At 65.1% G+C, this 21,450-nt stretch carries 17 protein-coding genes; 6 read left to right on the top strand and 11 right to left on the bottom strand.

What is annotated here, in order from left to right:
* Positions 1-38: 38 nt before the first annotated feature.
* Positions 39-1,484: an FAD-dependent oxidoreductase gene (locus tag AC1DMG_RS07910; RefSeq protein ID WP_441605515.1), complete on the bottom strand. Its 1,446-nt coding sequence runs from the start codon at positions 1,482-1,484 to the stop codon at positions 39-41.
* Positions 1,481-5,926 (bottom strand): glutamate synthase large subunit, encoded by a 4,446-nt coding sequence (gltB, locus tag AC1DMG_RS07905; protein WP_441611470.1) that lies wholly within the window; start codon positions 5,924-5,926, stop codon positions 1,481-1,483. The genes AC1DMG_RS07910 and gltB overlap by 4 nt, the downstream gene beginning before the upstream one ends.
* A 387-nt stretch (positions 5,927-6,313) precedes the next feature.
* On the opposite strand from gltB, the gene AC1DMG_RS07900 reads away from it, so the two are divergent.
* Together AC1DMG_RS07900 and AC1DMG_RS07895 are read left to right on the top strand one after the other, a co-directional pair.
* Complete coding sequence (locus AC1DMG_RS07900; RefSeq protein WP_441605517.1) at positions 6,314-7,513, top strand: murein hydrolase activator EnvC family protein; 1,200 nt, start codon at positions 6,314-6,316, stop codon at positions 7,511-7,513.
* A 159-nt stretch (positions 7,514-7,672) separates the two neighbouring features.
* Entirely contained in the window at positions 7,673-9,052 is a 1,380-nt protein-coding gene (locus AC1DMG_RS07895; RefSeq protein WP_441605518.1) for a S41 family peptidase, read from the top strand.
* 671 nt (positions 9,053-9,723) lie between these two features.
* On the opposite strand, the gene AC1DMG_RS07890 is transcribed toward AC1DMG_RS07895, so the two are convergent.
* The 6 genes from AC1DMG_RS07890 to AC1DMG_RS07865 form a co-directional block, all read right to left on the bottom strand.
* A complete protein-coding gene (locus AC1DMG_RS07890; RefSeq protein ID WP_441605519.1) occupies positions 9,724-10,119 on the bottom strand; it encodes a hypothetical protein in 396 nt (131 codons plus the stop codon).
* A gap of 167 nt (positions 10,120-10,286) precedes the next feature.
* Entirely contained in the window at positions 10,287-10,769 is a 483-nt protein-coding gene (locus tag AC1DMG_RS07885; RefSeq protein ID WP_441605520.1) for a cupin domain-containing protein, read from the bottom strand.
* Positions 10,766-11,530, bottom strand: coding sequence for a twin-arginine translocase subunit TatC (tatC, locus tag AC1DMG_RS07880; protein WP_441605521.1), 765 nt, complete (start codon positions 11,528-11,530; stop codon positions 10,766-10,768). Before tatC ends, AC1DMG_RS07885 begins: the two co-directional genes overlap by 4 nt.
* Positions 11,517-11,882 carry a Sec-independent protein translocase protein TatB gene (tatB, locus tag AC1DMG_RS07875; protein WP_441605522.1) on the bottom strand — a complete coding sequence of 122 codons (366 nt, stop codon included), beginning with the start codon at positions 11,880-11,882 and terminating at the stop codon, positions 11,517-11,519. Before tatB ends, tatC begins: the two co-directional genes overlap by 14 nt.
* 15 nt (positions 11,883-11,897) lie before the next feature.
* The gene (gene tatA / locus AC1DMG_RS07870; protein WP_441605523.1) at positions 11,898-12,134 is read right to left on the bottom strand and encodes a twin-arginine translocase TatA/TatE family subunit; all 237 of its coding nucleotides are present in this window, start codon (positions 12,132-12,134) and stop codon (positions 11,898-11,900) included.
* Positions 12,135-12,200: 66 nt separating this feature from the next.
* Entirely contained in the window at positions 12,201-12,890 is a 690-nt protein-coding gene (locus AC1DMG_RS07865; RefSeq protein ID WP_441605524.1) for a lipid-binding SYLF domain-containing protein, read from the bottom strand.
* Positions 12,891-12,999: 109 nt separating this feature from the next.
* Here AC1DMG_RS07865 and hemH point away from each other — a divergent pair, with 109 nt between their 5' ends.
* The 4 genes from hemH to AC1DMG_RS07845 all read left to right on the top strand — a co-directional run bounded on the left by hemH (position 13,000) and on the right by AC1DMG_RS07845 (position 17,708).
* Positions 13,000-14,064: a ferrochelatase gene (gene hemH / locus AC1DMG_RS07860; protein WP_441605525.1), complete on the top strand. Its 1,065-nt coding sequence runs from the start codon at positions 13,000-13,002 to the stop codon at positions 14,062-14,064.
* Positions 14,061-14,918 (top strand): alpha/beta fold hydrolase, encoded by an 858-nt coding sequence (locus tag AC1DMG_RS07855; protein ID WP_441605526.1) that lies wholly within the window; start codon positions 14,061-14,063, stop codon positions 14,916-14,918. The genes hemH and AC1DMG_RS07855 overlap by 4 nt, the downstream gene beginning before the upstream one ends.
* Before the next feature lie 44 nt (positions 14,919-14,962).
* A complete protein-coding gene (locus tag AC1DMG_RS07850; protein WP_441605527.1) occupies positions 14,963-15,760 on the top strand; it encodes an AraC family transcriptional regulator in 798 nt (265 codons plus the stop codon).
* A 73-nt stretch (positions 15,761-15,833) separates the two neighbouring features.
* Positions 15,834-17,708, top strand: a complete 1,875-nt coding sequence (locus AC1DMG_RS07845; RefSeq protein WP_441605528.1) for an aspartyl protease family protein — start codon at positions 15,834-15,836, stop codon at positions 17,706-17,708.
* 109 nt (positions 17,709-17,817) lie between these two features.
* Here AC1DMG_RS07845 and AC1DMG_RS07840 read toward each other — a convergent pair whose 3' ends face one another.
* The 3 genes from AC1DMG_RS07840 to AC1DMG_RS07830 form a co-directional block, all read right to left on the bottom strand.
* Positions 17,818-18,273 (bottom strand): REP-associated tyrosine transposase, encoded by a 456-nt coding sequence (locus AC1DMG_RS07840; protein ID WP_441605529.1) that lies wholly within the window; start codon positions 18,271-18,273, stop codon positions 17,818-17,820.
* A gap of 151 nt (positions 18,274-18,424) precedes the next feature.
* Complete coding sequence (locus AC1DMG_RS07835; RefSeq protein ID WP_477180370.1) at positions 18,425-20,128, bottom strand: dipeptidyl-peptidase 3 family protein; 1,704 nt, start codon at positions 20,126-20,128, stop codon at positions 18,425-18,427.
* A gap of 118 nt (positions 20,129-20,246) precedes the next feature.
* Positions 20,247-21,449 carry an ABC transporter permease gene (locus AC1DMG_RS07830; RefSeq protein WP_441605556.1) on the bottom strand — a complete coding sequence of 401 codons (1,203 nt, stop codon included), beginning with the start codon at positions 21,447-21,449 and terminating at the stop codon, positions 20,247-20,249.
* Position 21,450 lies beyond the last annotated feature (1 nt).

Raw genomic sequence — 21,450 nt, 5'->3', positions numbered from 1 at the left:
GGGTGCGCTCCCACAGGTGGGGGGTGAGGGGTTAATGGTCAGGCGTGCGCGAGCGCCGGCGCATCGACCTGCTGCAACAGACAGACGATCGATCCGGCAGCTTCTCGGCCGTCGTACACGGCACGCACCACCAGATCCGCGCCACGCACATTGTCGCCCCCGGCAAAAATCTGCGGATGACTGGTTTGCAGCGGCAGCGCACCGTTCGCGCCGGTGATCACGCGGCCGGTCCTGTCCAGCGCCACGCCATGCGTGCGCAGCCAATCGGGCGGACTGGGCAGGAAACCGAACGACTGGATCACCACGTCGGCGTCGATCACATACTCCGTGCCCGGCACGTTCTGCGGACGCATGCGCCCATCGCCGTCATCGAGCAACGCCGTTTCCACTACGCGCACGCCGCGCACATTGCCGCGCGCGCCGCCCAATATCTCCAGCGGCTGGCGCTGGAACAGGAAGTTCACGCCTTCCTCGCGGCTGTAGTTCACCTCGCGCGCCGAGCCGGGCATGTTCGCCTCGTCGCGGCGATACACGCAGGTCACGCTGGCGGCGCCAAGGCGGATCGCCGTGCGATTGCAGTCCATCCCGGTATCGCCGCCACCGAGCACGACGACGTGCTTGCCGCGGAAATCGAAGGCCGGCGAGACCGCGCCATCGCGCAGCAGGCGTTCCGTGTTGGCGATCAGGAACGGCAGTGCATCGTGCACACCATGCAGCTCGCGGCCCGGCAGTTGCGCATCGACATAGGTGTACGCACCGGTGCCGACGAAGACCGCGTCGTATTCGTCCAGCAACTGACCGAACTCGATATCGCGCCCCACCTCGCGGTTGAGCAGAAAGCGCACGCCCATGCCTTCCAGCAATTGGCGACGCGTGCGCACCACACTCTTGTCGAGCTTGAAGGGCGGGATGCCGAACGTGAGCAGGCCGCCGATTTCGCTCTGGCGGTCGTACACATCGGCGGCGATGCCGGCGCGGCGCAGTCGATCCGCACAGGAGAGGCCGGCCGGTCCGGCGCCGATGATGGCCACGCGCTTGCCGGTCTCGCGCACGGCGGAGAGATCCGGCTTCCAGCCTTGGCGCAACGCTTCGTCGGTCACCCAGCGTTCGATGCTGCCGATGGTGACCGCACCGAACGCGGTCTGCTCCAGCGTGCACGCGCCCTCGCACAGACGATCCTGCGGGCAGACGCGTCCGCAGATTTCCGGCAACGGATTGGTTTCGTGCATCAAGGTCGCCGCTTCCATCAGGCGACCGTCCTGCACCAGCTTCAACCAGTTCGGAATGTAGTTGTGCACCGGGCACTCATGCTCGCAGTACGGATTGCCGCAATCGATGCAGCGCTCCGCCTGGGTGCCCGCCTGCGACGCGCCGAAATCGCCGGAGATCTCGCCATAGCCGAGCACGCGGATCGACACCGGCACCGTGCGCGGCGTCTGTCGCTGCACGTTGAGGAACTGGAAGGTCTTGGAGTCTGCGCTCATGCAGCGCTCCTCAGCTCTTCGGCCAATGCCGCCAGGCTTGCCGCCTTGGGTTTGACCAGCCAGAACTTGTATTGCAGGCCGCGGAAGTCCGCCAGGATCCGACGACCCCAGTCGCTGCCAGTCAGCTCGACATGACGTGACACCAGGGAACGTAGGTGCTGCATGTAATGCTCCATGCCTTCCGGCGAGATGCGCAGGATGTCGACCAGCTCGTGGTTGTAGCAGTCCACGAAGCTGCGCTCGATATCGAGCACATAGGCGAAACCACCGGTCATGCCCGCGCCAAAGTTCAGGCCCACCTTGCCCAGCACAGCGACGACGCCGCCCGTCATGTATTCGCAGCAGTGATCGCCGGCGCCCTCGACCACGGCGAGCGCGCCGGAATTGCGCACCGCGAATCGTTCGCCGGCCCTACCGGCCGCAAACAACTCGCCATCGGTGGCACCGTACAAACAGGTGTTGCCGATGATGGAGGCATCGTGACTGGCAAACGGCGAATCCGCTGGCGGACGCACCACGATGCGTCCGCCCGCCATGCCCTTGCCCACGCCATCATTCGCCTCGCCCACCAGGTCGATATGCACGCCGCCGGCGTTCCAGGCGCCAAGACTCTGCCCGGCGGCACCGCTGAGTTTCAGCAGGATCGGGCTTTCGTCCATGCCGTGGTCGCCATGCAGGCGCGCCACTTCGCCCGACAGCCGCGCACCAATGGCGCGATCGGTATTGGCGATCTCGAAGGCGAACTCGCCACCTGCCTTGCTCGCCACGACCGCGCGCGTCGCCTCATCGATGCGCGTCGCCAGTGCGGCGTCATCGCGCATCGGATTGCGCGGCAGCGTACAGGCGAAGTCCACGTTATCGGCCAGCGCTCCCGAGCCGAGTAGCGGCGCAAGATCGAGCTTGTGCTGCACCGGCGTGGTGCCGTCCACCTGTTCCAGCAGATCGGCGCGACCGATGATGTCATCCAGGCTGCGCGCGCCCAGCGAAGCCAGATGCGCACGCACGTCCTCGGCGAGGAAACCGAAGTAATTCATCACCATCTCGGGCAGGCCGATAAAGTGTTCCTTGCGCAGCACCGGATGTTGCGTTGCCACCCCGGTGGCGCAGTTGTTGAGATGGCAGATGCGCAGGTACTTGCAACCCAGCGCCACCATCGGGCCGGTGCCGAAGCCGAAGCTTTCCGCACCCAGCATCGCCGCCTTGATCACGTCGAGACCGGTCTTGAGGCCACCATCCGTCTGCAGGCGCACGCGGCCGCGCAAGTCGTTGCGGCGCAGGGTCTGCTGCGTTTCCGCCAGTCCCAGTTCCCACGGCGTGCCCGCGTACTTGATCGAGGTGAGCGGGCTCGCACCGGTGCCGCCGTCGTGGCCGCTGATGGTGATGAGATCTGCGCCGGCTTTCACCACGCCGGCCGCCACCGTGCCGACGCCGGCGTGACTGACCAGCTTGACCGACACGAGCGCGTCGGGATTGACCTCCTTGAGGTCGTGGATCAGTTCGGCTAGGTCTTCGATCGAATAGATATCGTGGTGCGGCGGCGGCGAAATCAGGCCAATGCCGGGCTTGGCGTAACGCAGTCGCGCGATCGTGCTGTCCACCTTATGGCCCGGCAGCTGGCCGCCTTCACCGGGCTTGGCGCCCTGCGCGATCTTGATCTGCAGCACCTCGGCATTGACCAGATACTGCGGCGTGACGCCGAAGCGACCCGAGGCGACCTGCTTGATCTTGGACGTCTTCTCGGTGCCGTAACGCGCCGGATCTTCGCCGCCTTCGCCGGAATTGCTGCGCGCACCAAGCCTGTTCATCGCGATGGCCAGCGCCTCGTGCGCTTCGGGCGACAACGCACCCAGCGACATGCCGGCCGAATCGAAACGACGCAGGATGCTTTGCGCCGATTCCACTTCCTCGATCGGCACGGCATTGCCTAGCGGCTGCGGCGACAGCAGGTCACGCAGTGCCGACGGCGGACGATGGTCGACGAAGTTTGCGTAGTTCCGATAGTCGGCCTGACTGCCCGTGCGCACGGCCTTTTGCAGCGTACCGATCACGTCCGGGTTGTACATGTGGTACTCGCCGCCGTACACGAACTTGTACAGGCCGCCCGCACGCAACGGCGAGGCATCGCTCCATGCTTCGGCAGCGAGGATCTGCTGGTCGTGTTCCAGTTCGGCAAAGCCCGCGCCGCCGATGCGCGACGGCGTGCCCGGGAAGCACAACGCCACCACGCTCGGGGCGAGACCGACGATCTCGAACAGCTGCGCACCGCGATAGCCGGCCACGGTGGAGATGCCCATCTTGGACAGGATCTTCAGCAGTCCTTTGCGGATGCCGCGGCGATAGCTGCGACCGATCTCGAAACGGTCGCTGGCGATATGCCCTTCGCGACCCAGCTCAAACAGGCTCTGATAAGCCAGCCACGGATAGATCGCGGTCGCGCCAAACCCGAGCAGACAGGCGAACTGATGCGGATCGCGCGGCGTCGCCGTTTCCACCAGGATGTTGCACTGGCAACGCAAAGCCTGATCGATCAGATGCGCATGCACCGCACCCACCGCCAGCAGCGAATGGATCGGCAACAAGTCCTGCTGCGGATAGCGGTCGCTTAGGAAAACCAGCTGGCAGCCCTCGCGCACCGCCTTCTCCACCTCGCGGCAGAGGCGCTGCAGCGCGGCTTCGAGGCCTTCCTCGGGCGCATACATCAAGTCGAAGCGTGGCGTGCCCACGAACTGCGGCAGTCCCAGCAACTGCCGCAGCTTGCGCTGCGAAAGCACCGGCGAATTGATCAGAATCTGCTTCGCGTTCTCCGGCGTGAGGTCAAATACATTGCTCTCCGGACCGATCTGCGTCACCAGCGACATCACCAACTTTTCGCGCAACGGGTCGATCGGCGGATTGGTGACCTGGGCAAAGCCCTGGCGGAAGCGATCGAACAGCGGACGCACCTGGCGCGACATGGCGGCGATGGGCGTGTCATCGCCCATCGAACCAGTCGCTTCCTGCTCCAGCTCCACCATCGCCTTGAGCACGGTTTCGCGCTCTTCGCGTGAGAGGCCGTAGAGCTTCTGGTAACGGCGCAGTTCGTCGGCCGGCAGCGGCTCTGCAGCGAGCGAAGGATCGATCAGGTCCGACTCTAGATAACTAACTCCCGCACGTAGCCAGTCGCGGAACGGTGCGCGCTTGCGGTTGATATCGTCGATGTCGGCGTCGCGCAGCAAGCGATGCTGCTGCAGATCCACCGCAATCATTTCACCGGGGGCGAGGCGGCCCTTGGCCACAACCTGCGAGGACGGCACATCCCACAGGCCTGCTTCGGAGGCGACAATGAGGTGATTGTCCGCCGACAACGCCCAGCGCGCGGGACGCAGGCCGTTGCGATCGAGCGTGCACGCAGCGTAATGCCCATCGCACATCACCAGACCTGCAGGGCCATCCCACGGCTCGCTATGCAGCGCGTAATACTCGTAGAACGCAGCGAGGTCTTCATCGATGCCCTCGCGCGCGGCAAACGCCGGCGGCACCAGCACACGCATCGCGGCAAGCAGATCGAGGCCGCCGGCGATCAGCACTTCCAGCGCGTTGTCGAGGCTTTCCGAATCCGAGCCCGTCTGGCGTACCAGCGGGCCGATATCGGAGAGGTCGACCAGCGGCGAATGCAGGATGGATTCGCGCGACTGCATCCAGCGGCGATTGGCGCGGATGGTGTTGATCTCGCCGTTGTGCGCCAGCAGGCGGAACGGCTGGGCGAGCCGCCATTGCGGCGTGGTGTTGGTGGAGAAGCGCTGGTGGAACACCACCGCATCCGCGCTCAGCGCCGGATGCACGAGATCGGCGAACACTTCGCGCAGGCGACCAGGCGCCGCCATTGCCTTGTAGCCAATAACTTGCGCGGACAGCGTCACCACATAGAAATGCTCGTCGGCCGCAAGCGCCGCTTCGGCACGACGGCGCGCGCGGAACAGCGCACGCTCGAACACGCCCTCGTCCATCGATGCCGCCGGTTCCACAAAGACCTGGCGCACGCGCGGCTTCGCTGCGGCAGCGAGGGGACCGCAGGCCTCGGCATTCACCGCCACATCGCGCCAACCGGCAACGTGCAGCCCTTCTTCGCGCAGATAGTCTTCCAGCGTAGAGGCCGCGGCGTCATCGCCCTTCGGATCGAGGAACACCACGCCCGCAGCGAAACGCTCGCCCAACGCGATGCCCGCTTCATCGGCAAGCGCTTTCAACCAGCCCAGCGGACGATGAAAGAGCACGCCGCAGCCGTCGCCGCTCACGCCGTCGGCATTCACGCCGCCGCGGTGGGAAAGTTTGGCCAACGCATTGAATGCGGTGTCCACTACCCATGCGCTCGCGCGACCGTCGATCTGTGCGACCAGACCAAACCCACAGCTGTCGTGCTCGAACGCAGCGTCGTATAGCGTCGCTGGACCTGCCTGCGCCATCTTGCCTCCCCGGCCGATGGTGGGAGACGCGTCGTCCCAACGGTGCCGAGGGCGCCGCTGTCACGCATCCATAAGTGTGGCCTCGACTAAAGCACATATGGTGCGTCGCGTCAAAGACATCTTTACGTCCAAATGAAAGTTTCAACTGGAAGCTTTTTTTGTCGGCAAGACATCGCGCGCACCGCGAAGACACCATGTATCCATCGATGACGTCGTCGCTGCTTGTTGCCGGTGCACGCACTTGTATCAGCGTGCGCATACACCCGATCGATCGTCGCGGGCATACCAGTGATCGCACCGGCCTTGCGATGAAGAGCACATGACCGGGACCAGCGGGCGATGCAGACCCGCTCGCACGCCGTCATCGCGCTCTGTGATAATCGCCCGATGCCAATACCACTCCGTCGTGCCCGCCCCCTTGCCTGCGCCGTGACCGGCGCGCTCGCCCTCGCCATCGCGGCCCAGCCGGCGTGGGCCCTGCAGGACAGCAAGACCAAGGCCGAGCAGGCCGAGGCTCAGAAAAAGCTGCAGGAGCTGCACAGCAAGATGGATGCGCTGGCCAAGGAACAGGCCGAGACCGCCGCCAAGCGCGACAGCGCCACCGCCGAGCTGGCCAAGCAGGCCAATGCCGTGGCCGGGGCCGCCAAGGCCGTGCGCGAGACCGACACCCAGCTCTCAGCCAAGCAGAAGGAGCTGGCCGACCTGCAGGCCCAGCGCGCCGAGCTGCAGAAGAACCTCGAAGGCCAGCGCGCCGCCATCGCCGACTTGCTGCGCGCCACCTATGCCCTGGGGCGCGGCTCGGACCTGCGCCTGCTGATGGGCGACGACGACGTAACCCGCATCGCCCAGGCGCTGGCCTATTCGAAGTATTTCCAGGAAGACCGCGTGGCCCGCGTGCAGAAGCTGATGGGCGACCTGGCCAAGCTGCAGGACCTGGAAACCGAGATCACCGCCCAGCAACAGGCCCTGCAGGCCGCGCGCGCCGAGCGCGAGACCCAGGCCAAGGCATTGGAGCAACAGCGCGCCAGCCAGGCCAAGCTGGTGGCCGAGACCGATGCCCAATACAAGGACCAGGCCGGCAAGCTGGCCGCCCTCAAGCAGAACGAGGCCTCGCTGAACTCGCTGGTCGCCACGCTTCAGAAGGCGATCGATGAGGCCGCCCGCGAGGCCGAACGCGCCGCCAAGGCCAGCGAAGGCAAGGCCGCGCCGCCCGCCGGCAAGGGCCTGGCCAATATCCGCGGCAACCTGCCCTGGCCCGCTGCCGGCGTGGTCAACAGCTACGGCAGCGGCGTGCTGATCAAGGCGCCGGGCGGCAGCGAAGTGCGCGCGGTGGCAGCGGGTCGGGTGGTCTATGCCGCCTTCCTGCGCGGCTACGGGATGCTGGTCATCGTCAGCCACGGCGGCGGCTGGATGAGCATGTACGGCAACAACGAGACCGTCCTGCACGGCGTGGGCGACCAGATCACTGCCGGCGAGGCCGTGGGCACGGCCAGCGCGCCCACCGGGGTCAATACCGGCGTCTACTTCGAGCTGCGCCAGAACAACCAGCCGGTGGACCCGCGCACCTGGCTGGGCAAGAAAGGTTGATCCAGGGATGTTCTGATCTATTCCACGATTGACGCCGCCTACGCAGCGTCGCAGGCTAACCTGCGTACCATGTTGAATTTTGGCGACATCCGGCGGTCAAAGCGGCAACGCGGCCCGCTGCCGGGCACGCCCCCACGGCTATACCGGAGTCCCCCATCCATGCGGTTTCCCACCTTGAGCCTGGCCGTCCTGCTGCTGGCGGCGCCGCTGGTGCAGGCGCAGACCGCGCCCACCCCGGCCAGCCCCGCCAAGAAGGCCGCCGACGTCGCACCGGCCAAGGCCTCGTCCGCCCCCGACCGCGTAGACCTCGACGACGTGCGCAACTTCAGCCGCGTCTATGAAATTGTTCGTCAGGCCTACGTGGAGCCGGTGGACAACAAGACCCTGATGAAGGCCGCCATCAGCGGCATGCTCAGCGGCCTCGATCCGCACAGCGAATACCTGGACAAGGCAGGCCTGGACGAACTGAGCGAGGACACCACCGGCCAATACGGCGGCCTCGGCATCGAAGTGCTGCAGGTCGACGGCACGCTGCGCATCATCGCCCCCATCGACGACACACCCGCCTCGCGCGCCGGCATCAAGCCGGGGGATACCATCGTGAAAGTCGATGGCAAGGTGGTGGACCCGGAGAACATCGACGACATGTTCAAGGCGCTGCGCGGCGATGCAGGCAGCAAGGTGACGCTCACCATCCTGCACGAGAAGAGCGACAAGCCCATCGACATGCCGCTGGTGCGCGAGAAAATCTCGGTCACCAGCGTCAAGACGCGCGAGATCCAACCCGGCTACGCCTATATCCGCATCAGCCAATTCCAGGATGACACCGCGCCGGATCTGGAAAAGAAGCTCGGCGAGCTGATCCGCAAGAACGGCACGCAAAAGGGCGCCATCCTGGATCTGCGCTCCAATCCGGGCGGCCTGCTCACGGCAGCGGTGGGCGTGAGCGATGATTTCCTCAACGCCGGCACCATCGTCACCACGCGCGGTCGCCTGCAGGATTCCAATCTCAGCTTCGAGGCGCACGCCGGCGATTTGCTCAATGGCGCGCCCATGGTCGTACTGGTGGACAACGGCACCGCCTCGGCCGCTGAAATCGTGGCTGGCGCACTCAAGGACAACCGCCGCGCGCTGATTGTCGGCCGCCGCACGTTCGGCAAGGGCGTCGTGCAGACGGTACTGCCGCTGGACAACGAACACGCGGTGAAGATCACCACCGCCCGCTATTACACCCCCAACGGCACCTCGATCCAGGCCGAAGGCATCAAGCCCGATATCCCCCTCGCCGACCTCGCGGTGAACAAGGCCGACAGCGCCGCCGTGCTGGTGAGCTCGGAAGCCGACCTGCCCAATCATCTTGCCAACGAAGATTCGAAACTGGGCAAGGACATCGACAACGACGGCAGCGCCGAGAATGCGAAGCTGGCGACGCAGGACTATGCGTTGTCGCAGGCGTTGAATGTGTTGAAGGGGTTGGCGTTGAATCGCGGGCCCTATGCGGCGCCGGTGCCGGCGACGGCTGCGCCGAGCAAGCATTGATCCGTCTTAGCTGATCGTTTGTGGGGATGACCTGTGAGGGTTGTTCCTGGGTGGAGCGAACGATGTGGATGTTCTGGAGGAGCCGCCTTGTTTGAGGCGGCTTTTCTTTTTGGGCGGTGCGGGGTGGATCGGTTTTGATCGTCATCCCGGTGCGGGGACGCCTTCGCTTTTCATCCCTGCGCCATAACACCCGCAGCATGGTGCTGGGATAAGCCCGAACGCTCGAGGCGAGTCGTTGTGGGACAACCTYCGAGGGTACAGAGGGGGTACTTCAAAGCGCTGCGCAACGCGCCCGARTCGCWGAGGACTTAAAGCCGGGCCTCGCTGCGCATCGGCTTTAGWCGTYCCGCMTTCCCTTTGCCRCGCGKGCTTGTCTGTGGGAGCGCACCCTGTGCGCGACAGCCACGCTGCGGTGCACAGCTCCGTAGGTTTGTCGCGCACAGGGTGCGCTCCCACAAAGAGCCGATCGGTACCGGCCTGCGCGATCCCTTGTAGGAGCGCACTTGTGCGCGACCGCAGCGCATGGGTGTAACGCTCCGTCGGCTGGTCGCGCACAAGTGCGCTCCTACAAAAGAGGCGCGCGGCAACGGCGGGCGTTGTTTGGCTCGTGATGTAGCGCTTGCCGCCCGGGTGCCCGTCTGACGCGACGGGCGAGGCAGATCGCGACAACGTTACAAACAGTACAACCCGCCAGCGATCTCCCCCACATCCCCCATGCGATCGATCAACGCCCCATCCTCCTCGCACAGGACAATATGGCTGACCTCATCGTCTGGATCCGCCGCCTGAGGCGCCACGTCGGCCGCCATCAGCAGGGCGCCCTTCGAACCCACGACACGCGAGACATAGCGCTCACACACATCCATGGCGCAATGAGCCGCGTATTCGCTCAAATGGATGTTCTCCACCCGCGATACATCGCCGATTCGATCGGCGATAGGCGGCAATTCGCGCGCCGCGAATTCCAGGCTGCTTCCAATCCTGTGCTGGGTCCAGGCGAACGCCGCGCCACCCAGGATCATCAGTACCGCCAACACCACCAGAGATGCTTTCACGAACTTGCTCACGCCTAGCCACTCCTTGCAGACCCAACCGGGCACGGGACATCACGTCCGCAGCCCTTCGGACCCAAACTGCAACTATGGAGCGACCATCCGAGGCAGACCATCGGATCAGTCTTGGAAGTAGATCGAAGCTCTCTTCGTCGCGAAGACGAGCAACCGCACGTGGCCGCTCAGGACAGCGGAATTTCCGGAGCCAGGCCCGCCAGATGACCAGCCAATGTGGCGTCCTCGGAGAGGATCTCAAAGCCCTCATATTCGAACGCAGGCGCCACCAGGCAAGTCACCAGGGTGTAACGGCCGAGCGGTCGAGCTGCCTGCCAGGCGCCGGCCGGTACGACGGCCAGCGTGTCCACGCCTGGCGCCAACGGCCCGAGACAGCAACGCTCCAGGCGCTTGTTGGCCGCGTGGTAGATCAGCAGCTCCAGCGGTTCGCCTTCGACGAAGTGCCAGGCTTCCTCGGCATCGACCCGATGCCAGTGGCTGAATTCGCCCGCCTCGAGCAAGTAGTGGATCGCGCTCAATGCGTGCCGGGCGCCGGCGCCGTCGCCACCCGCCTTGGGCGGATGGATGCGGCGATAGTGGCCGCCTTCCACGTGCGGCTGCAGCTGCAGCGCCTCTTTCAGTTGAGCAGCGCGGGCAGCGGCATCGCTCATGTGGCTGGCGCGTCGGTGGGCTTGATCAACCAGCGTACCGCCAGCATGCCCAGCTCATAGAGCAGGCACATCGGAATGGCCAGCATGATCATCGAGGTGATGTCAGGCGGCGTGATGAAGGCGGCAATGGCGAACGCGCCGACCACGGCATAGCGACGACCGTTGCGCAGCTGCTCCAGGTTCACCACGCCGATCGCGGCGAGGATCACCACCGCCACCGGCACCTCGAAGCACAGGCCAAACGCGAAGAACATCAACATCACGAAGTCGAGGTAGTGCGTGATGTCGGTCATCATTTCCACGCCCTGCGGCGTCACCGCCGTGAGGAAGCGGAACGCCGCCGGCAGCACCAGGAAATACGCGAAGGCGCAGCCGAGATAAAACAGGAACAGCGCTGCCACCAGCAGGGGGCGCGCCAGTCGCTTCTCGTTGCGGTACAGGCCGGGGCTCACGAAGGCCCACAGCTGGTAGACGATCATCGGCATGCTGATGAACAGCGCCGCATAGAAGGCCAGCTTCAGCGGCGTGACGAACGGACTGGCCACCTCGGTGGCAATCAGATGGGCGCCCTGCGGCAGGCGCGACACCAGCGGCGCGGCCAGCTCCGTGTACAAGCGGTTGGCGAATGGCACGAGGGCGCCAAGCACCAGCAGCACGGTCACGATCGCGCGCATCAGGCGCGAGCGCAGTTCGATCAGATGCGAAAAGAGACCTTGTTCCAGGTCATCGGCCCCGGGGCCTTCGAGCTCAGGCGCCGCCATGCGGAGCTTCCTTGGTCGCGGTGGCGGTGGCGGCGGCCACGTCCGCTACCGGCTCGGCAACGGGTGGCTCGGACGGTTTGGACGGCACGCCTTCAGGACGCATCTTGCGCAACGTCTCGTCCAGCTCGGCCTGGGCGGCTTCGGCTTTGGAGGCCACTTCGCGCGCCTGGCGGCGGATCTCTTCCACCTGCAGCTCGCGCTCCACTTCCGCACGCACGCTGTCCCAGCCGGTACGCACGCGCCGCAGGAACACACCCGCGGTGCGAGCGGCATGCGGCAGCTTTTCCGGGCCAAGCACGATCAGCGCGACGAGCGCGAGCAAGACCAGCTTGCCGAAGCTGATTTCGATCATGACCCTCGAGCCGCCTTACTTGGGTTCGGTGGTGTCGTGCTGGTTCTGCGTCTGGCTGGGGCCAGCGGGCGGCGGATCGGCGCGCAGGGTCGCGTTCGGATCGTTCGGCTTGGGGGCTTCGTCGCCGCCATCCAAACCCTTCTTGAAATCGCGGACGGCGCCGCCGATGTCGCCGCCGATATTGCGCAGCTTCTTGGTGCCGAAGATCAGCACGACGACGACCAGCAGGATGAGTAGATGGGTGATGCTCATTAGAATCAGGCCTCGAATGGTAAGCGGCGGAACGAAACTGTCACGCCGTCGCGCCGCCGCTCCCTATCATCGCTGAGTGTACTCCTCAAGGCGATCCCTGAAATCGACCACCTGGGTCGGCACGTTGCCCACGCCACCCTCGAAGATGCGGCGCGGGGTGATGCCCTTGCCGTAAATGGCCTCGTTGGCGTCGTAGTCGATGCGCAGGGCCGAGCCGTCCAGGGCCACGCCCGCAAACAGGCCGCGCGAGCGGGAATAGGAGTAGATCTCGGCCTTGAAGTCGCTGTCGGTGGAGGCCTGGGCCGTACGGCCCACCGGGCCGGCCGCGGCGGCGGCGTCCGCGCCGATCGTGAATTTGCCGTTGACGATGCTGTCCACGCCGCGCTGGGTACGGAACACCAGGATCACGTCGGTCGACGAGGCGCCGGCCTGGAAGCCCACGCTGCCGCCTGTCATGGTGATGAAGCTGGGGTTGGACCAGGTGCCGTCCGGCCCCTTCACCGAGATCAGGCCCTCGCCGCGACGGCCGCCGAACACGAAGCCCACCTTGAGCAGGTCAGGGATCACGGCGATGGCCTTGGCTTGCTTGAGCAGGTCGGTCGGGATCGACTTGTCCGGCGCCTCCATGATGTCGCTCAACACGCGCACGGCGTTCTGGGCGCGCACCAGCGGCGGGTCTTCCGCATGCGCGGCCATGGCCGGCAGCAACAGAACCAGGGACGCGAGCAACAGACGGTGCAGCGATGCTTTGAACATGGACGACTCCTTGGCTTGAATTCGGGGTGGCAGCCTGCGGCGATGATGTCCACGGCGGCTTCTTTGGCTTGTGGCAGACTTGCGGCGGATTTCTTCCGTCTGAGCCACGATGCCACGCAGCGATGACTATACCGGCGTTGCCGGCGCTTCCCGAGACCTTCCCGTTCAGGCTGCAGTGCTGTTGGTGAACCTGGGCACACCAGAGGCGCCCACGGCCAAGGCGGTGCGCCCGTATCTCGCCCAGTTCCTGGGCGACCGCCGAGTGATCGACTATCCGCGCTGGCTCTGGTGGCTGATCCTGCACGGCGTGATCCTGCGTGTGCGCCCTGCGCGTTCGGCCCACGCCTACCAGCGCATCTGGACGGCGCAGGGCTCGCCGCTGCGCGTGGGCAGCGAGGCACTGGCCGCGCGACTGCAGGACAAGCTTTCGGAGACATGTGCGGAACCCGTGCGCGTGGCGTTGGCGATGCGTTATGGCCAGCCCTCGGTGCCCGCGCAAATCGAGCGGCTGCAACGCGAGGGCGTGCGTCACCTGTTAGTACTGCCGTTGTATCCCCAATATTCCGCCACCTCCACCGGCTCGGTGATCGACGCCGTGGCCGAGTCCATGCAGTCGTTGCGCTGGCCGCCCGAGCTGCGGCTGGTCAACGACTATCACGACGACCCGGGCCATATCGAAGCGCTGGCGCGCAGCATCGAGCAATGGTGGGCGGCGCACGGTCGCGGCGACAAGTTGCTGCTCTCCTTCCACGGCATTCCCGAGCGCTATGTGCGCGAGGGCGATCCCTACTTCGACCAGTGCCAGGCCACCGCACACGCGTTGCGACAGCGACTGGCGCTGGAGGAGCCGCAGCTGCTGGTGAGCTACCAGTCGCGGGTGGGACGCGAGTCCTGGCTGCACCCCTATACCGACGCCACCGTGCGCGAGCTGGCGGCGAGCGGCATCAAGCGGCTCGACGTCGCCTGCCCGGGTTTCGCCGTGGACTGCCTGGAGACGCTGGAAGAAATCGCCATGCAGAACCGCGATTTTTTCGTCGAGGCCGGCGGCAGCGAACTGCGTTACATCCCAGCGCTCAATGACACGCCCGAGCAGATCGACAGCCTGGCCGCGCTGGTGAGACGCCACACCGGCGGCTGGTCCGCCTTCGCCCCACGCGTCGGCACGCCGGCATGAAAGCCCCGGTCGAGCGCGAGGTACGGCTGCCGCATCTGCGCCTGAGCGCGCAGGTGTGGGGCGACGAACAAGCGCCGCCGCTGCTGGCCCTGCACGGCTGGCTGGACAATGCGTGGAGCTATGCGCGACTCGCTCCGCTGCTGGCCGAACGCTGGCAGGTGATTGCGCTCGAACTGCCGGGTCATGGTCATTCCGATCATCTGCCGCCCGGCATGCAATATCACCTGGTCGACTACGTGCGCTCGGTGCTTGGCGCGATCGATGCGCTGGGACTGACGCGTTGCCACCTGATGGGCCACTCGCTGGGCGCGGGCATCGGTTCGATGGTTGCCGCGGCCAAGCCGGAGCGCATCGACCGACTGCTGCTGATCGAAGGGCTGGGCCCGATCGCCGACGATGGTCACCACACATTGCGCCAATTCCGCGATGCGATGGCGAGCGAGGCCACCGGCCGTTCGCTGCGTTCGTTCCCGTCCATCGACATGGCGATCAGCGCGCGCACCATGGCCAGTGGCCTGCCCGCCGATCAGGCGCGTCCCATCGTCGAGCGTGGCCTGCACAAGAGCGAGCACGGCTGGTACTGGCGCAGCGATGCACGAGTCAATCGCCCCTCCTCCATCCGACTCACCGAAGAACAGGTGCGCGCCATCCTGCGCGGCATCGAAGCGCCCACCGCGCTGCTGCTCGCCCGACCCGACACGCCCTACCTGCCCGGCCCCCGCATGCAGGCACGCGCCGCCTGCGTGGCCGATATCGCGGTGACGCATCTGGATGGCGGCCACCATCTGCAGCTGGAACACCCCGAAGCCGTCGCCCGCTGGGCGAACGCGCATCTGGACGGCGAGCACGCCTGACCGACGGCACATGCCCCGGCGCGGCAGCGGTCTAGACTGGCGCCATGCAACATCTACAACGCGCCAACTACGGTCAACCCGAACGGCTGCGGCAACTCGGCGACCTGCAGGTGTCCGCCACGCCGTATGCCGGCGGCAGCGCCTTGCCGTGGCATGAGCACGACGAGGCGTATCTGTGCCTGGTCGCTACAGGCGGCTATACCCAGCAAGCGGGCGAGCAGGAACTCGAATGCCGACCGGGCGCGCTTCTGACGCATCCGCAGGGCCATCGACACGCCAATCGCTTCGGGCCCGAAGGCGCGCGCTGCATCAGCATCTTTCTCGACGATATGGCCGGCGACGGGGTATCGCGTCTGCTTGGCGAACATCGCCAACTGCGACTGCCCGATGCGGATCGCCTGCTCGCCCGCATCGAACGCGAATTGCGCGCGACCGATGATGCCGCCGCGCTCGCTTTGTCGTCAGCCGTGTTGGAGCTGGTGGCGCTCGCCTGTCGTGCTGACGACCAGCGACGCCCCGCCTGGCTGCAGCGCGTCCTGGATCGCCTGCACGATGACCCCCTCGCCACGCCGTCATTGCAGGAACTGGCGGCTTTGGCAGGCGTCCATCGCTCTCATCTCGCGCGCGGCTTTCAGCAGGCCAAGGGCACCTCGATCGGCGAATACCAGCGCGGCTTGCGCATCGCGCTCGCGCGCAAGGCGCTGGGCGAGTCGCAGCGCTCCATCGCCGAAGTGGCCGCCATGGCCGGCTTCAACGACCAGAGTCATTTCGCTCGCGTGTTCCGTCACCTCACCGGTGAAACGCCGCGTGACTACCGGCACAGAACGCAACGCACGTGCTGATACGCCACGCACGTCCTAGACCGGGCGCGCCAACCGACGGACCATGACGACACCCGACCACGGAGTGTCCCCCATGCTGCATCGCGCCCGTCCCCTGCTCGTGTTGTTGCTCGCCGGTGCGCTGAGCCAGGCTTTCGCTGCACCCGCTGATGACAGCGCCGCCGTACTTGCCAGTCTGCGCCAGGCCCACGGTGGCGACCGCTGGCAACACGTCGCCGCACTGCAGGCCGAAGGCCGCGAAGCAGGCGACGGACTGACCGGCCCCTGGCAGGCCACGGTGGACCTGCGTAGCGGCCATTACCTCACGCGCATGCACAACGATGTGTTCGGCACTGCCGAGGGCATCGATGCGCAAGGCCACTGGCGCGAAGACATCACCGGCATGATTCATCCGTTGGATTCGGATGAGGCACGCACCGTCGACGTCACCGCTAGCTGGCTGCGCCGCTACGGCTTTCTCGATGCGGATTCCTCCGTCCAATACCATCACCTGCCCGACGCGCAGGACAACGGCCACACCTATCAGCGCATCGAAGCCACGCCGGCCGGCGGGCGTCTCGTCACGCTGTGGATCGATGCCACTACGCATCGGCTGGATCGCGCGATCTACGCGACTTCCTTCCTGATCGCCACCGAACGCTACAGCGACTACCGCGATGTGGACGGCCTGCCGCTACCCTTCCGCATCGCCAGCTCGCGCGCCAACCTCGCCGGCAATGCCGATGGCGAGAGCGTGGATACCGTCGAACGCTATCGCGTACTCAGCAATGTTCCGACAACCGATCTGCAGCGTCCCGATGGCAAGGTCCGCGACGTCACCATGGTCAACGGTGCGACGGAGGCGGTGACGCCCATGCAGCTCGAAGGAGGCATCCTGATCGTCGATGTGAGCATCGACGGGCGTGCGCCGATGCCCTTCATCCTCGACACCGGCGGCCATGCGATTCTCACCAGCGACGCGGCCAAACAGCTGGGTTTCCAGACACAGGGCCAGGGCGTGAGCGGCGGCTCGGGATCAGGAACGATGAGTACGTCGTATACCAAGGTGCATGACACTGGTCTGGGTAACGCGCATATCCGCGATCTCACCTATACCGTGCTGCCCTACCCCTACAGCTTCTACGAGCGCGGCAACGGTGCGCCGATCGCCGGCATTCTCGGCCTGGAAATGTTCGAGCGCTTTGCGATCACGTTCGACTACGACCACCATCAGCTGCACCTCAAGCCGTATGACCTGGGCGAAGCACCGCCGATCAAGCAAGGCGACGTCGTGGCGCTGCGCTTCACCGATGACATGCCGCTGGTGGAGGCCAATCAGGACGGCCATAACGGCATGTTCGGCATCGACACCGGCAACGCCGGCTATGTGCTCACCTTCCCCCAGTGGGCTCAACGCAACGGCATCGCGGCACGCTACGAGCAGGGCCTGCCGATACCCACCGGCGGCGTCGGCGGCCTCTTCACCGCACACATCGCCCACGCCAAGGAGTTCACCCTCGGCACGCAGCGCATGGACAACGTCGTCGCCATGCTCACCCGCAACGACGCCGGCGCCACAGGCAACCCGAGCGAAGCAGGGAATATCGGCCAGGACATCCTGTCGCGCTACAACGTGCACTTCGACTACCGCCACCAGCAGATGGTGCTGATGCCACGCGACCCTGTCCCCGTGTGGCACTACGGCATGGCGGGCTTTCGCGCTGAGAAATCCCAGGACCATCCGGATCGCTTCAACGTCATCAACGTCACGCCGGGCAGCCCCGCGCAGCAGGCTGGACTCAAGAAGGGCGACGCGATCGTGGCAGCGAATGGAAAAGCGGCAGCGAGCATGAGCTTTGGCGCGCTGCGCGATCTGAGCATGCATCTACCTGATGGCACACCGTTGGCGTTGAAATTGGCGGATGGCCGGGAGTTGAAGATGGTGCTGAGGGATATCGCACCGCGGTAAGAGCCCCCTCTCCCTTGTAGGAGCGCACTTGTGCGCGACAACCCGGCGGAGCGATACATCCCAGCGCTGCGATCGCGCACAAGTGCGCTCCTACAGAGGGAATGGCGAGCTACAGCCAGATGCAATTCCAATAGGGGTAATCAAGCACGCTATCCACCAGGCCCGCGCGCAAGGGATTGGCAACGATGTACCGCGCCACCGTCCTGATATCGTCCTCATGACGAAGCGCGCGGTCATGGTAGCCGCGCCCCCATACGACCGCAGTCCGCGTGCAATTCAATTGCCGCGCCACGGCTGCCTTGAAGCGATTCATGACCATTGGCAGCGAATCGCGATGCCCGAGCTGCACGAGTCCATGCCAGTGATCCGGCATCAGCACCCAGCACAGCAGAGACGCATCGCCCCAATTCTCCCGCTCATGGATGCAGCGACAGGCGGATCTAGCCAGCTCGCTGTTCTTGAACAGCGGCCGGCGATAAGCCGTCACCGTTGTCAGGAGGTAGATGTGGCCCGGGTGGGAAATTCTTCCCGCGCGCAGAGCTCGATGTCCCGGAGGAGAGGTCATGCGCGGACGGTTGCATCGTCAGCGCGGGATGGATAGCGGGGCCTTCGCTGCCCTTTCGTAGGGGCGTGCCTGGCATGCAATAGACAACGACCTGGCGATGGGGCGGGTTGTGTTCGCGCACAAGTGCGCTCCTACAAGGTTGTCGCGTTCGTCAGGGTTTTTGCAGCCCCAACGTCTCCAACCCCTGCTCAAACGTTACATCCACCGGAATCTTCGCCTGATCCAGCCGCTTCAGATCACCAGCCAGCGCGGCGTCGACATTGCCCATGCGATCGGTCAGCTGCTTGGCGGCATCGTAATCACCATCGCCCTGGATGGTGAGCAACTTGGCGGACAGCGCGTTCATGGCAGCCGTCATCTTGTCGAAGTCGACGCGATAGCGCCCCGTCGTGGCGTCACGGCTGAAAGCACCCTGCTGCTGGAAGAAATTGAAGCGCACCATGTTGGCCTTGGCGTGCGCATCACTGGCGCCAAAACGCACCGAGCGCAGGATGCCGGCGAGGAAGGTGACGTAGTTGTCCATCAGCTTGGACTTGTCCAGCTCACCCTTGTCGGCGAGCTTGCTGACCATATAGAGGCCGAGGATATCGGCCTTGCCTTCCTCGAAGCTCGATGCCTGGTCCTTCAAGGCCGTGCGCACCATGCCCTTGCCGTTGAGCGTGTTCTTGATGCCCAGGCCGTGCGCGACTTCATGGAACATGGTGTTCTCGAAGAAGGCATCGAAGGTGAGGTGCGACTGCTGATCGTCTGCCACCAACGCCTTGGCGATCGGCAGCATGATCTTGTCGAACTTCGCCTGCATCACGTTTTCCAGTTGCAGGCGACGCGTGCCCTTTTTCAGCTGCACTTCTTCGTCGTTGGGCAGGTTGATCGCGATGGTCTTGGCGCCGACGTTGGCGTCGCCCGCGTAGTACACGGCGAAGTAGGCATTGAGATCGGCATCGGCGCCGGGCTTCTCGGCCTTGTATTTGTCGCCCACCGGCAGCTCGCGCTGCAGTTCGGGCAGGTATTTGGTGAAGCGCGCGAGCTTGGCGCTCCACGCCTGGTCCTTCACCAGCACATAGCTTTCGTAGCTGGCCTTGTAGCCGAACAGTTGGTCCTCATAGGTTTCGATGGGACCGATCACGATGTCGACCGGATTATTCTTCATCGACATCCAGGCGAAATCGCTGGGGCGATAATCGTCGCTGAGCAAGGCATCGGCGCGCTTCTTGAGATAGCCCGCGAATTCCTTGTCGGCTGACAGATCCGCCGCCTGGCGCAGCAGTCCGGCGKCGCGCTGCAGGTCGGCCTGGTAGGCCTCGTGATAAGGCACCACCGCCAGTGCGTTCTGGGCATTTCGACGCAGCACGGTGTAGAGGCCGGCCTTGTCCTTGAGATCGGACTTGTCGAATTCCTCTTTGGTCATGTCAGCCGGATAGAACTGGGCGCCCGGCGGGCGAGGACCCACGCCGGCGACGAAGGGCTGGTCGTTGTTCAAGCGATCCCATGGGCCGTAGTTGATCTGGGCGTACTGGCGCGTGACATCGTCGGGAATGCGCGCCATCAAGGCAGCCTTGTCGCCCCACGATTGCTGCCAGTAGATGTCGTTGGTGACATCGGCCGCCTCGATCAGCAGCGCGATCATCTGCTTCTGCTTGTCGTCGAAGCCGGAGAGATCCGCCGTGAGCTTGACCGACGCGTAGTTGGCCAAGCCCTGGGTGGCGATGTCCGCATCCGTGGACGGCGGCGGCACGGTCGGCGTGGTGCTGGCCGGCGCGGGCGCGGAAGCAGCTCCGGCAGGCGCGTTGCTATCGTGCGAGCTGCAGCCGGCCAGGATGGCGATAAGACTCAGGGCAAGCAGATGGCGACGCATGGCGCTTTCTCGATAGAAGGAAAGCGCCATGGTAGCGCGCGGCGAGTTACGCGCGTCTACCTCCATTTTCGTCATTCCGGCGCAGGCCGGAATGACGAGCTAAAAAACAGCGCCTACCTCACCCCGAAATCGCCAGCCGCTCGGACTGATACAAATGCGCCGTCGCCAGCACCCCCACAATGGAGGCGGCCAGGCTACCCGCCAGGCACAGGCCGAACTGGTCCGCCGTGACGCCATCGCCACGCAGCAATTGCATGATGCCCAGGTGCTGCCCGAGCAGCGGCACGGCGTACATCCATTCCTGTGCCTTGATGGGCATGGTGGACAGAAGGATGCTGGGCAGCACCGGCACGAACATCAGCAGCGAAACATAGGTTTGCGCTTCGCGATAGCTCTTGGCGAATGCCGCCACCATCGACTGCAGCGCGGCCAGCAACACGATCAGCGGCAGCATCAGCAACAACACCTGCCCGCTGAAGCGCAGGCCGAGATCCAGCTCCATGCCGAGTTTTTCCGTCGGAATGAAACGGCCCACCACGGCGAACGCCAACAGGCTGATCAGCAGGCTGATCGCCGAGAACGTGCAGATGGCCGCCAGCTTGCCGGCAAGAATCTTCCAGCGCGCCACCGGATTGGCGAACAGCGGTTCCAGCGATTGCCGCTCGCGTTCGCCCGCAGTGAGATCGATCGCCAGATACATGCCGCCCATGAACACGGTGAGCACGAAGAAGTACGGCAGGATCGAAAACACCAGTGCGGCACGCGCCTGCGCCGTGGCCTGGTCGCGCTTGGCGGCAACCACCGGCCACGCGGTACTCGGCGAAAGTCCGCGCGACACCAGACGCATCGCACCCTGCTGGCGTGCATAGGTTTCGACCACTTGCGACAAACGATCCACCGCAGCATTGGCATCGCGTTGCGAGGAGTCGTAGATCAACTCCACCTGCACGGCCTCGCCCTTGCGCCACGCCGTGGCATAGTCGGGCGAAATGCGCAGCACCACATCGGCATCCTGCTTGCGCACGGCCAGTTCGGGATTGGCGATGGGCGGCTTGGGTACGATGCCTTCGGCCTTCAAGGCGTTGATCAGGTTGGGGGCGTACTCGGCCCCGGCCACCGGCACCGGCAGCGGCTTCTCGGCCTTGTCCAGCTGACGGTTGAGAGTGATGTTGAGCAACATCACCATGATGATCGGCCCCAGCAGCGGACCGGTGAGGAACGCACTCATGATGGTGCGTCGGTCGCGCAGGTTCTCGCGCACCTCCTTCATGTACACGGTGAGGAAGGCGCGCGTGCGTGCCACCGGCGTGATAGTTTTCATG

Source organism: Dyella sp. 01N36 (assembly GCF_056399745.1).
The sequence above is the reverse complement of the archived record's forward strand: the minus strand, read 5'-3'. Positions and strand labels throughout refer to the sequence as shown.